Source organism: Pseudomonas eutrophicaquae, assembly GCF_023544715.1.
Classification (GTDB): domain Bacteria; phylum Pseudomonadota; class Gammaproteobacteria; order Pseudomonadales; family Pseudomonadaceae; genus Geopseudomonas.
In genome coordinates, this window is record NZ_JAMJEZ010000013.1 from 26,062 (window position 1) to 38,722 (window position 12,661).

A 12,661-nucleotide genomic window follows, 5' to 3' on the forward strand; every position below is an offset into this window, starting at 1 on the left:
AGGCAGCGGGGCGTGGGTGTAGTGTAGCGGCCGGGTGTGACGGGGAAGCTCGCGCTATGCGTGCCCTGCGGGACTCAGGCGAGCGTGCCTTCCAGGGTCTGCAGTAGCACTCGCACCTTGGTCTGCGATTCGGCATATTCGGCCTGCCACTCGGAGTCCATGACGATGCCGCCGCCGCCCCAGCAGCTGGCGCGGCCGCCCTGCACCAGCAGGGTGCGGATGCAGATCGAGCTGTCCAGCTCGCCGCGGCAGTCGAGGTAGAGCAGCGAGCCGCAGTAGATGGCGCGGCGGGTCGGCTCCAGCTCGTCGATGATCTGCATGGCGCGGATCTTCGGCGCGCCGGTGATCGAACCGCCGGGGAAGCTGCCGGCCAAGAGGTCGAAGGCATCCAGCCCATCGGCCAGCTCGCCGGTCACCGCGCTGACCAGATGATGCACGTTGGGATAGCTCTCCAGGGCGAACAGCTCGGGCACCCGCACCGAGCCGGTGCGGCAGCTGCGGCCGATGTCGTTGCGCAGCAGGTCGACGATCATCAGGTTCTCGGCGCGGTCCTTGTGGCTGGCGGCAAGCTCCGCGGCGAAGGCGCGGTCTGTCTCCTGGGTGGCGCCGCGCGGGCGGGTGCCCTTGATTGGCCGCGTCTCCACCCGACCCTCATGCACGCTGAGAAAGCGCTCCGGCGACAGGCTGAGGATCGCGCCGTCATCCAGCGCCAGGTAGCCGGCGAAGGGCGTCGGGCAGGCCGCGCGCAGCAAGCCGTAGGCGCTCCACGGCTCGCCCTGGCAGGGCGCCTGGAAGCGCTGGGCGAAGTTGACCTGGTAGCAGTCGCCGGCGCGGATGTAGGCCTGGATGCGCTCAATGGCAGCTTGGTACTGCGCAGCGTCAAGGTCGGCAGCGAAGGGTGCCAGCAGGCGGAACTCGGCGTCGGCCGGTGTGTGCTCTGCGGCCTCGAACAGGGCGATCAGCGCGGCGCGCCGCTCGCTCGCCAGGCACGAGTGGAACACCAGCTGCGAGGTCTGGCACTGGTGGTCGCTGATCAGTGCCCAGGCGTACAGGCCAAGGCGGGCGTCGGGCAGGGCGAGGTCGTCCGTGGCCTGTTCAGGCATGCGCTCCAGGCGGCGGCCGAAGTCGTAGCCGAGATAGCCGAGCAGGCCACCGGTGAACGGCAGCTCGACACCTTCGGGCGCTTCGGCACGGCCAAGCTCGGCCAGCGCGGCGCGGCAGCGGGCCAGAAAGGCGCGACCGTCTTCGCCTTCGGCCGGGCTCAGGAGCGCGTCGGGCCAGGCGCTGAACAGGTCGAAGCGACTGCGGGTACTGAGCGGCCGCCCGCCATCCAGCAGGCAGGCCCCGGGCGCGGCATGTACACGGGCAAAGCGCGCGCGCGGGTCGGCGTGATAGGGCAGGGAGTGGATCAGGCAGCAGGACATAAGCAGGCTCAGGCGAGGGCGAGCGGCGATTCTAGTGCGCTGACTCGCCTGAGCCTAGGGGCGGGCGGCGGTTGCCGGCGCCCGCCCGCGTTTCAGTGCTCGACCGGGGTGACGTGGCCAAACATCTGCTGGGAGAAGCGCACGCGCTCCTCGACACTTTCGCTCACGCCGCGGGCCTTGAGTTCAGCCAGATGCGCTTCAATGGCGGTGGTGCGCAGCGCGAGGCCACAGTCGTTGGCGATCTGAATGTTCAGGCCGGGACGGGCGTTGAGCTCCAGAATCAACGGACCCTTGTCGACATCCAGCACCATGTCCACGCCGATATAGCCGAGGCCGCACAGCTCATAGCAGCCGGCGGCCAGCTTCATGAAGCCGTCCCAGTCCGGCAGCTGCACGCCATCCACCGGGTTGCCGGTGTCCGGGTGCTTGGCGATGCGGTTGTTCAGCCAGGTGCCGCGCAGGGTCAGGCCGGTGGCCAGATCCACACCGACGCCGATAGCGCCCTGGTGCAGGTTGGCCTTGCCGTTGGACTGGCGGGTCGGCAGGCGCAGCATGGCCATCACCGGGTAGCCCATCAGCACGATGATGCGGATGTCCGGCACCCCTTCGTAGCTGATGCTCTTGAAGATCGGATCCGGGGTGACCCGGTATTCGATCAGCGCCCGGTCGCGGTGACCACCCAGCGAGTAGAGCCCGGAGAGGATGCTGGAGAGCTGCTGCTCGATCTCGCTGTGGCTGATGATCTTACCGGAAACACTCTTGAAGCGTCCCTCGAAGCGGTCGGCGATGACGATGATGCCGTCGCCGCCCGCGCCCTGCGCCGGCTTGATCACGAAGTCGTTGTGCCCTTCGATGATCCTGTCGAGATTGTCGATCTCCTTTTCGGTGGAGATGATCCCGTACAGCTCCGGCACATGGATGCCGGCGGCGATGGCGCGTTCCTTGGTGAGGATCTTGTCGTCCACCACCGGGTAGAGGCTGCGCTTGTTGTACTTCAGTACATAGTCCGCATTGCGCCGGTTGATGCCCATGATGCCTTTGGCACTCAGCGCTTTCCACGTCTTGATCAGGCCGAACATGGCATCAGTCCTTGAGGAAGGCTTTGAAGCGGAACAGCTCGGTCAGGCGGTAGCCGCGGTAACGGCCCATCGCCAGCATGAAGCCGACCAGAATCAGCAGCACCGCCGGGAAGGTGAACACGAAGTAGGTCAGCTCCGGGATGCTCATCAGGAAATGCGCCAGCGAGGCTGCAATCAGGGTGCCGATGGCCACCTTGAAGGCATGGCTGCCGCCGCGCTCTTCCCAGGTGATCGACAGGCGCTCGATGGTCATGGTCAGGATCACCATCGGGAACAGCGCCACCGACAGGCCACGCTCAAGCCCCAGCTTGTGGCTGAACAGGCTGATCACCGCAATCAGCACCACCACAAAGGTCAGTACCACCGACAGGCGCGGCAGCATCTGCAGCTTGAGATGCTCAAGGTAGGAGCGCAGCGACAGGCCCAGTGCGGTGATGATGGCGAACAGCACGATGCCAAAGCCAAGCTGCGTCTCGCGGAAGGCCAGGGCGATCAGTACCGGGGTGAAGGTGCCGAGGGTCTGCAGGCCACCGAGGTTACGCAGGATCAGGATCACCAGCACGCCGATCGGGATCATGATCATGATCTGGTAGGTCTGCTGGGTCTGCAGTGGCAGCCCGTACAGCGAGTATTCGAGCATGCCGGCATTAGAGGCCGCATCGCTCTGCTCGGCCAGACGCAGGGCGTTGAGCTCGTTGGTGTTGAGGGTGAAGCTGACCTTGGCCTGGCGCGCGCCTTCCAGCTCGATCAGCTCGCCATTGCCCAGCCACCAGATCAACCGATCACTCGGCAGGCCTTGCTGGCCATTTTCCGGGTTGAAGTACAGCCATTTCTCACCATCGAAACTGCGCAGCCAGAGCTCCGGGGTCTGCGGCTGATCGGCCACCAGACGGATGGTGTGCACCTGCTCGAGCGGCACGCGGGCCTGGGAGAGCAGCAGGTCAGCGACTTCGGCGCGGCGGCGGACCGAGAAGTCACTCCCCAGCAGCAGCTTGACGTTGTCGTCGCCCACATTGTTGACGCGCTTGATGGTTTCGCTGACGAAGGTCTCGATATCCGCCGAGTGCTGGCGAATCGGTGCGAGCAGCGCTTCGGCGGCCACCTTTTCGGCCCCTTCGATCGGCAGGCTTTCGCGGTAGGTCGCGCCCTTGTCGGCGCTGCGCTCACCGGCAAAGCGCTGGGTCAGCACCATCCGGTAGTAGAGGCTCTGTTTGCCGCTGGCGCGGCGCGCCGACCAGGTGACCCGGCGGTTACCGTCCACCGTGTTGACGTTCACCCCGTAGTTGTTGGAGATGAAGCTCTCGTTGAGGCTGACGAAATTCTGCCCCAGTGGCGGAATGTACATCTGCACTTTGACCGGGCTGCGCGAATTGGCCTGGAACTCGACCTTGGCGTCGATGTTCCAGACGTTGTCCGTTTCGGCCTCGGTGACCGGGATGCCGAGCACGAAGATCTGATAAGCGGTGATCAGTGCCCCCAGGCTCACCAGGATGATGATGAGAACCTTCAGGTGCAGGTTGAGGGAACGCATGGTGTTTACTCGTCAGCAGGAGCGGCGGGGTTGCAGCTGGGCTGGCCAGCCGTTTTGGAAATACTGGGATCGACCAATGCATCGAACACGGTCAGCGCCTCTGAGCCTAGCAGCAGCGGATAGGCGAAGGCGCTGCGATCGGTCAGATTGACCTCGATCGTGCGGGATTGTTCACCCATGCAGACCTCAAGGTGAATGACCGGGCGCGGGGTGTAGGTCTTGCCGTCCTCGCTGTCGATATCACCGGCTCGGCGCTTGATGCGGCTGATGCGCGCCAGGGGCTTTTCGAACACCCGGTGCTGGTGCCCGTCGATGCCCAGATTGAAGCGCACCCAGCTTGTGCCATTGCGCCGAAAGCGCTCGATGTTCAGGGCGCTCAAGGAGGCCGTTTCGGCGCCGGTATCGAGTTTGGCCATCACGGTGACATCAAGCTCGTGTAGATAAACGGATTCGGTCAGGCCGTGAATGAGTTTTTCAGCGGCGTGCAACGTGCCGCCGGGCAGCAGCAGGGCGAGCAGCAGGAGCAGGAACGGGCGTTTCATCGGGGGGATATCCAGGCCTGGCGGATGGGCGGGACGAGGTGCCTTGCGTCCGGTCTGACCGGCGCGAGAGGCCGTGGATTCTAGCATGCGGCTTCTGCGCCCTGCGACAGCGCGGGCCGTTCGTCGGCATACGCTCGGTAGGCGTGGATAAGCTCGGGTATTGTCGACAATCGTCTAATGGGTTTGACGATCTTTTGCGCATAGCTTAGCTTCAAGCTCTATCCAAGGTGGCTATGTGTCGACAATCATGCGTGAAGCCCTCGAAGAAATATCCCTCGCTGAGCCGGAATCGGCCACGCTGGCCGAGCATGTGTTTCGCAGCATTCAGTCGGCCATCGTGCGCGGCGAGATTGCGCCGGGCAGCAAGATCTCCGAACCGGAGCTGGCGCGGGCCTATGGCATCAGTCGCGGACCGCTGCGCGAGGCCATCCATCGCCTTGAGGGGCAGCGCCTGCTGGTGCGCGTGCCGCATGCCGGCGCGCGGGTGGTATCCCTGAGCACCCAGGAGCTTCTGGAGCTCTACGAGATCCGCGAATCGCTCGAGGGGCTGGCCTGTCGGCTGGCGGCCGAGCGCATGAGTCTGGCTGAAATCGATGAGCTGCGCCGGGTGCTGGATACCCATGAGCGTGATGAGGCCTTCAAGGCCGGGCGCGGCTACTACCAGCAGGAGGGGGACTTCGACTTCCACTACCGGATCATCCAGGGCAGTGGCAATCGCACCCTCAGCAACCTGCTGTGCAACGAGCTGTACCAGCTGGTGCGCATGTACCGCATCCAGTTCTCGAGCCTGCCCAACCGGCCGCGGCAGGCCTTCAACGAGCACCACCGTATTCTGGATGCCATCGCCGAGCGTGACGGCGAACTGGCCGAGCTGCTGATGCGCCGGCATATCGCTGCCTCCAAACGCAACATCGAACGTCATTACCAGGACGTTTCCCCGAAGAACGCCAAGCAACGAGGTAAGTCATGAGCAACAAAACCCCCGGTCAGAAGTTCCGTGAGGCCATCGCCAGCGAGTCGCCGCTGCAGGTGATCGGTGCCATCAATGCCAACCACGCACTGCTGGCCAAGCGTGCCGGTTTCAAGGCGCTCTATCTTTCCGGTGGCGGCGTGGCGGCCGGTTCGCTAGGGCTGCCGGATCTTGGCATCAACACCCTGGATGACGTGCTGACCGATGTGCGCCGCATCACCGATGTCTGTGACCTGCCGCTGCTGGTCGATATCGATACCGGCTTTGGCCCCAGCGCCTTCAACATCGAGCGCACCGTCAAGAGCCTGATCAAGGCCGGTGCGGCGGCCGCCCATATCGAGGATCAGGTCGGTGCCAAGCGCTGCGGCCATCGTCCGGGCAAGGAAATTGTCTCCACCGAGGAAATGGTCGATCGCGTGCGTGCGGCGGCCGATGCCAAGACCGATCCGAACTTCTTCCTGATCGCCCGTACCGATGCCATCCAGGCCGAGGGTGTGGATGCGGCCATCGAGCGCTGCCTGCGTTACGTTGAGGCCGGTGCCGATGGCATCTTCGCCGAGGCGGCCTACGACCTGCCGACCTACCAGCGCTTTGTCGAGGCGCTCAAGGTGCCGGTGCTGGCCAATATCACCGAATTTGGTGCGACGCCGCTGTTCTCCCGTGACGAGCTGGCCTCGGTCGGCGTGGCGATCCAGCTGTATCCGCTGTCGGCCTTCCGTGCTGCCAACAAGGCGGCCGAGGCGGTCTACACCGCGATCCGTCGTGATGGTCACCAGAAAGAAGTCATCGACCTGATGCAGACGCGCGTCGAGCTGTATGACCGCATCGGCTATCACGCCTTTGAACAGAAGCTCGATGCCCTGTTCGCCCAGAAGAAGCAGGGCTGATGTTTTGCGGTCGCCCGGCCTGTCGGGCGACCGCCACTGCTGTATCCGTGAAGAAATCCAATAAATGAGGAACGATGCAATGGCTGAAGGTAAAGTTCTCACTGGTGCCGGTCTGCGTGGCCAGATTGCTGGCCAGACGGCCCTGTCCACCGTCGGCAAGGCCGGTGCCGGCCTGACCTACCGCGGCTATGACGTCCGTGAACTGGCCAAGGACTGCCTGTTCGAGGAAGTCGCCTATCTGCTGTTCTACGGCGAGCTGCCCACCCAGGCGCAGCTGGACGCCTACCTGGCCCAGCTCAAGACCCAGCGCGACCTGCCCCAGGCCCTGAAGGAAGTGCTCGAGCGCATCCCGGCCAGCGCCCACCCGATGGATGTGATGCGCACCGGCTGTTCGATGCTCGGCAACCTCGAGCCCGAGGAGAGCTTCGAGCAGCAGCTGGAGAAGGCCAACCGCCTGATGGCCGCCTTCCCGGCGATCATGTGCTACTGGTACCGCTACAGCCACGAAGGCGTGCGTATCGACTGCACCAGCGATGAAGCGGACCTGGGCGGTCATTTCCTGGCCCTGCTGCACGGCAAGAAGCCCAGCGAGCTGCACCGCAAGGTGATGAACGTCTCGCTGATCCTTTACGCTGAGCACGAGTTCAACGCCTCGACCTTCACCGCGCGTGTCTGCGCCTCGACCCTCTCCGATCTGTTCTCCTGCATCACCGGGGCGATCGGCTCGCTGCGCGGCCCGCTGCACGGCGGTGCCAACGAGGCGGCGATGGAGATGATCGAGAAGTTCGCCACCGCTGAGGAAGCCACCGAAGGCACCCTGGCCATGCTGGCGCGCAAGGACAAGATCATGGGCTTTGGCCATGCGATCTACAGCGTCTCCGACCCGCGCAATGAGGTGATCAAGGGCTGGTCCAAGCTGCTGGCCGAGGAGGTAGGTGACACCGTGCTGTTCCCGGTTTCCGAAGCGATCGACAAGGTCATGTGGGAGCAGAAGAAGCTGTTCCCGAACGCTGACTTCTACCATGCGTCCGCCTACAACTTCATGGGCATTCCGACCAAGCTGTTTACCCCGATCTTCGTCTGCTCGCGGGTGACTGGCTGGGCGTCCCATGTGTTCGAGCAGCGCTCCAACAACCGCATCATCCGTCCGAGCGCCGAGTACATCGGCGTCGAGCAGCGCCCGGTTCCGCCGATCGCCGCACGCTGATCTGCCGCCAGGAGGCTCCTGACCCGGGAGCCTCCCCGGCACGTCTCTTGAAGACACCCTCCGATCGCCACCCGATTGAGTTTCTGCCTGATGAATACTGAATATCGCAAAGCCCTGGCCGGCACCGCCCTGGATTACTTCGACACCCGCGCGGCGGTCGAGGCCATCCAGCCCGGCGCCTACGACAAGCTGCCCTACACCTCGCGCGTACTGGCCGAGCAGCTGGTGCGCCGCTGCGAGCCGGCCATGCTGACCGACTCGCTCAAGCAGATCATCGAGCGCAAGCGCGACCTGGACTTCCCTTGGTACCCGGCCCGCGTGGTCTGCCACGACATCCTCGGCCAGACCGCGCTGGTCGACCTGGCCGGCCTGCGTGACGCGATTGCCGAGCAGGGCGGGGATCCGGCCAAGGTCAACCCGGTGGTGCCGACCCAGCTGATCGTCGACCACTCGCTGGCCGTCGAGTACGCCGGTTTCGATCCGGAGGCCTTCGAGAAGAACCGTGCCGTTGAAGAGCGCCGCAACGAGGACCGCTTCCACTTCATCGAGTGGACCAAGACCGCATTCAAGAATGTCGACGTGATCCCGGCCGGCAACGGCATCATGCACCAGATTAACCTGGAGAAGATGTCACCGGTGATCCAGGCCCGCGAGGGCGTGGCCTTCCCGGACACCTGCGTCGGTACCGACTCGCACACCCCGCACGTCGACGCCCTCGGTGTGATCGCCATCGGCGTCGGTGGTCTGGAAGCTGAGACCGTGATGCTCGGCCTGCCGTCGATGATGCGCCTGCCCGATATCGTCGGCGTCAAGCTCACCGGAAAGCGTCAGAGCGGCATCACCGCCACCGACATCGTGCTGGCGCTGACCGAGTTCCTGCGCAAGGAGCGCGTGGTGGGGGCCTACGTCGAGTTCTTCGGCGAGGGTGCCGACAGCCTGTCGATCGGCGACCGTGCGACCATCTCCAACATGTGCCCGGAATACGGCGCTACGGCGGCGATGTTCTACATCGACCAGCAGACCATCGACTACCTCAAGCTGACCGGCCGCGAGCCGGAGCAGGTCGCCCTGGTCGAGCAGTACGCCAAGGAAACCGGCCTGTGGGCCTCCGCGCTGGAAGCGGCCGAGTACGAGCGCGTGCTCGAGTTCGACCTGTCCAGCGTGGTGCGCAACATGGCCGGCCCGAGCAACCCGCACAAGCGCCTGCCGACCTCCGCCCTGCACGAGCGCGGCATTGCCGACGAGGCCAAGCTGGCTGCCGCCAAGGCCGAAGAGGCCGAAGGCCTGCTGCCGGATGGCGCGGTGATCATCGCCGCGATCACCAGCTGCACCAACACCTCCAACCCGCGCAACGTGGTGGCCGCCGGCCTGCTGGCGAAGAAGGCCAACGAGCTCGGCCTGGTGCGCAAGCCGTGGGTGAAGAGCTCCTTCGCCCCGGGCTCCAAGGTCGCCAAGCTGTACCTCGAAGAGGCCGGCCTGCTGAGCGAGCTGGAAAAGCTCGGCTTCGGCATCGTCGCCTACGCCTGCACCACCTGCAACGGCATGTCCGGTGCGCTGGATCCGCAGATCCAGCAGGAAATCATCGACCGCGACCTGTACGCCACCGCCGTGCTGTCCGGCAACCGCAACTTCGACGGCCGCATCCACCCGTATGCCAAGCAGGCCTTCCTCGCCTCGCCGCCGCTGGTGGTCGCCTACGCCATCGCCGGCACCGTGCGCTTCGACATCGAGCAGGACGTGCTGGGCACTGATAAAGATGGCAACCCCATCACCCTCAAGGATCTGTGGCCGTCTGACGAGGAAATCGACGCCATCGTCGCGGCCTCGGTGAAGCCGGAGCAGTTCAAGCAGATCTACATCCCGATGTTTGACCTCGGCACCATCGAGCCGGCCAAGAGCCCGCTGTACGACTGGCGGCCGATGTCCACCTACATCCGCCGTCCGCCGTACTGGGAAGGCGCGCTGGCCGGTGAGCGCACCCTCAAGGGCATGCGTCCGCTGGCGATCCTGCCGGACAATATCACCACCGACCATCTGTCGCCGTCCAACGCCATCCTGCTGGATTCGGCCGCCGGTGAGTACCTGGCGAAGATGGGCCTGCCGGAGGAGGACTTCAACTCTTACGCCACCCACCGCGGCGACCACCTGACCGCCCAGCGCGCCACTTTCGCCAATCCGCAGCTGGTCAACGAGATGGCGGTGGTCGATGGCAAGGTGCAGAAGGGTTCGCTGGCGCGCGTCGAGCCGGAAGGCCAGGTGATGCGCATGTGGGAAGCCATCGAAACCTACATGAACCGCAAGCAGAACCTGATCATCATCGCCGGTGCCGACTACGGTCAGGGCAGCTCGCGTGACTGGGCGGCCAAGGGCGTACGCCTGGCTGGCGTGGAAGTGATCGTCGCCGAAGGCTTCGAGCGCATCCACCGCACCAATCTGGTAGGCATGGGCGTGCTGCCGGTCGAGTTCAAGCCGGGCACCACCCGCCTGACCCTCGGCCTCGACGGCACCGAGACCTACGACATCGAAGGCGAGCTGTCGCCGCGCTGCGACCTGACCCTGGTCATCCGCCAGCGTAATGGCGAGGAAACCCGCGTGCCGGTCACCTGCCGCCTCGACACCGCTGCCGAAGTCAGCGTCTACCAGGCGGGCGGCGTGCTGCAGCGCTTCGCCAAGGACTTCCTCGGTCAGGCCTGATCGGGCGTGCCGGCCCGCTCCGCGTGAGGCGAACGGGCCGGCAGTCCGCGCATTTCCATCCCCGCGCCGCCATCCGGCGGCGCGGTCTCATGAGGACGAGATTCCCATGGCTCAGCAACCCCAGATCAAGATTCCCGCCACCTACATGCGTGGCGGCACCAGCAAGGGCGTGTTCTTCCGCCTGCAGGATTTGCCCGAGCGCTGTCAGGTACCGGGCGAGGCCCGCGACAAGCTGCTGATGCGCGTGATCGGCAGCCCGGATCCGTACGGCCAGCAGATCGACGGCATGGGCGGCGCGACTTCCAGCACCTCGAAGACCGTGATCGTCGCCAAGAGCGAGCAGCCGGAGCACGACGTCGACTACCTGTTCGGCCAGGTAGCGATCAACAAGGCGTTCGTCGACTGGTCGGGCAACTGCGGCAACCTGACTGCAGCGGTCGGTGCCTTCGCCATCAGCGGCGGTCTGGTCGATGCCGAGCGCATCCCTCAGAACGGCATCTGCACCGTGCGCATCTGGCAGAAGAACATCGGCAAGACCATCATCGCCCATGTGCCGATCACCGAGGGTCAGGTGCAGGAAACCGGCGACTTCGAGCTGGACGGGGTGACCTTCCCAGCCGCTGAGGTGGTGATCGAGTTCATGGACCCGGCCGACGGCGAAGGCTCGATGTTCCCCACCGGCAACGTGGTCGATGATCTGGAAGTGCCAGGCATCGGCACCTTCAAGGCGACCATGATCAACTCCGGCATCCCGACCATCTTCGTCAATGCCGCCGACATCGGCTACACCGGCATCGAGCTGCAAAAGGATCTCAACGCCGATGCCGAGGCGCTGGCACGCTTCGAGACCATGCGTGCCTACGGCGCGCTGAAGATGGGGCTGATCGCAGATATCGCCGAGGCCGCCGCTCGCCAGCACACGCCGAAGATTGCCTTCGTCGCGCCGGCCACCGAATACGTCTCTTCCAGCGGCAAGACCGTGGCGGCCAGCGAGATCGACTGCTGCGTGCGTGCGCTGTCGATGGGCAAGCTACACCATGCAATGATGGGTACCGCCTCGGTAGCCATCGCCACCGCGGCTGCGGTGCCGGGTACTCTGGTCAACCTGGCCGCTGGTGGCGGCGAGCGCGAGGCGGTGACCTTCGGTCATCCCTCCGGCACCCTGCGCGTCGGCGCGGCGGCGGCACTGGTCGATGGCGAGTGGACCGCGACCAAGGCGGTGATGAGCCGCAGCGCGCGCGTGCTGATGGAAGGCTGGGTGCGCGTGCCCGGCGACGCTTTCTGACGGCCGCTGCCGTCAGCCGTGGCGTGGCGGCGCTGGCCGCTCGCCACTGCAGCGAACGTGATTGCGACGGGACAGACAGGGAAGGGCGCACGTCGCCCGCCGGCCGCGATCACCCCCAATGAAAGAGCCCCCGGCATGCCTAGCATGTCGGGGGCTCTTTTTGTGGCCGGTAGCAGTGACTCAGTCGTGCAGCTTCTCGGCGGCGTACAGGGTATTTTCCAGCAGGCAGGCGCGGGTCATCGGGCCAACACCACCGGGTACTGGAGTGATCCATCTGGCGCGTTGGGCGGCGGCCTCAAAATCAACGTCGCCAACCAGTTTGCCATCTGCCTGACGATTGATGCCCACATCGATCACGATCGCCCCTTCCTTGATCCACTCGCCCTTGACCAGCCCCGGCTTGCCGACCGCTACCACGACGATATCTGCCTGACGTACATGGCTGGCCAGATCCTTGGTGAAGCGGTGGGTCACGGTGGTGGTGCAGCCAGCCAGCAGCAGTTCAAGGGCCATCGGCCGACCGACGATGTTGGAGGCACCCACCACTACCGCGTGCAGGCCGTGCAGATCGACCCCCGTGCTTTTCAGCAGAGTCATGATGCCTTTGGGAGTGCAGGGTTGCAGCACCGGCATACGTTGAGCCAGGCGGCCAATGTTGAAGGGGTGGAAGCCGTCCACATCCTTGTCCGGCGCAATGCGCTCCAGCAGCTGCGAGGCATCAAGATGTGCCGGTAGTGGCAGCTGTACCAAGATGCCGTCGATGGCTGGATCCTGATTGAGCTCGTCGATCAGGCTGAGCAGGTGAGTCTGAGTGGTATCGGCGGGCAGATCATAAGCACGGGACGCAAAGCCGACTTCTTCGCAGTCTTTGCGCTTGTGCGCCACATACACTTGGGAAGCAGGATCGCTGCCGACCAGAATGACGGCAAGACCTGGCGCGCGCAGGTCTTGCTGCTGTCGTTCATTCACGCGCTGGGCAATCTGCTGGCGCAGGCTGGAGGCAATGGCTTTGCCGTCGATCAATTGTGCGGTCATGACGCTT

10 protein-coding genes are annotated in these 12,661 nt (G+C 64.8%); 5 read left to right on the plus strand and 5 right to left on the minus strand.

Annotation, left to right across the window (positions count from 1 at the left end; genetic code table 11):
* Window positions 1–74 precede the first annotated feature (74 nt).
* The 4 genes from pabB to MXC11_RS07765 form a co-directional block, all read right to left on the minus strand.
* Window positions 75–1,424, minus strand: coding sequence for an aminodeoxychorismate synthase component I (gene pabB / locus MXC11_RS07750; RefSeq protein WP_250007301.1), 1,350 nt, complete (start codon window positions 1,422–1,424; stop codon window positions 75–77).
* A 92-nt stretch (window positions 1,425–1,516) separates the two neighbouring features.
* Window positions 1,517–2,503 carry an alpha-L-glutamate ligase-like protein gene (locus tag MXC11_RS07755; RefSeq protein ID WP_250007303.1) on the minus strand — a complete coding sequence of 329 codons (987 nt, stop codon included), beginning with the start codon at window positions 2,501–2,503 and terminating at the stop codon, window positions 1,517–1,519.
* Between the two features lie 4 nt (window positions 2,504–2,507).
* Window positions 2,508–4,034, minus strand: a complete 1,527-nt coding sequence (rloB, locus tag MXC11_RS07760; RefSeq protein ID WP_250007305.1) for an osmotic stress tolerance membrane protein RloB — start codon at window positions 4,032–4,034, stop codon at window positions 2,508–2,510.
* 5 nt (window positions 4,035–4,039) lie between these two features.
* Window positions 4,040–4,576 (minus strand): ATP-dependent zinc protease family protein, encoded by a 537-nt coding sequence (locus MXC11_RS07765; RefSeq protein ID WP_250007307.1) that lies wholly within the window; start codon window positions 4,574–4,576, stop codon window positions 4,040–4,042.
* 247 nt (window positions 4,577–4,823) lie between these two features.
* Between MXC11_RS07765 and MXC11_RS07770 the strand changes: the two genes are divergently transcribed.
* From MXC11_RS07770 to prpF, 5 genes are all read left to right on the plus strand, one after another.
* The gene (locus tag MXC11_RS07770; protein ID WP_250007310.1) at window positions 4,824–5,546 is read left to right on the plus strand and encodes a GntR family transcriptional regulator; all 723 of its coding nucleotides are present in this window, start codon (window positions 4,824–4,826) and stop codon (window positions 5,544–5,546) included.
* A complete protein-coding gene (gene prpB / locus MXC11_RS07775) occupies window positions 5,543–6,433 on the plus strand; it encodes a methylisocitrate lyase (RefSeq protein WP_250007312.1) in 891 nt (296 codons plus the stop codon). The genes MXC11_RS07770 and prpB overlap by 4 nt, the downstream gene beginning before the upstream one ends.
* Before the next feature lie 79 nt (window positions 6,434–6,512).
* Window positions 6,513–7,640: a bifunctional 2-methylcitrate synthase/citrate synthase gene (gene prpC, locus MXC11_RS07780; protein WP_250007315.1), complete on the plus strand. Its 1,128-nt coding sequence runs from the start codon at window positions 6,513–6,515 to the stop codon at window positions 7,638–7,640.
* 90 nt (window positions 7,641–7,730) lie between these two features.
* A complete protein-coding gene (acnD, locus tag MXC11_RS07785) occupies window positions 7,731–10,334 on the plus strand; it encodes a Fe/S-dependent 2-methylisocitrate dehydratase AcnD (protein ID WP_250007323.1) in 2,604 nt (867 codons plus the stop codon).
* Window positions 10,335–10,440: 106 nt separating this feature from the next.
* On the plus strand, window positions 10,441–11,619 hold the full coding sequence (prpF, locus tag MXC11_RS07790; protein WP_250007325.1) for a 2-methylaconitate cis-trans isomerase PrpF: 1,179 nt from the start codon (window positions 10,441–10,443) through the stop codon (window positions 11,617–11,619).
* Window positions 11,620–11,799: 180 nt separating this feature from the next.
* On the opposite strand, the gene folD is transcribed toward prpF, so the two are convergent.
* Window positions 11,800–12,654, minus strand: a complete 855-nt coding sequence (gene folD, locus MXC11_RS07795; RefSeq protein ID WP_250007328.1) for a bifunctional methylenetetrahydrofolate dehydrogenase/methenyltetrahydrofolate cyclohydrolase FolD — start codon at window positions 12,652–12,654, stop codon at window positions 11,800–11,802.
* Window positions 12,655–12,661 lie beyond the last annotated feature (7 nt).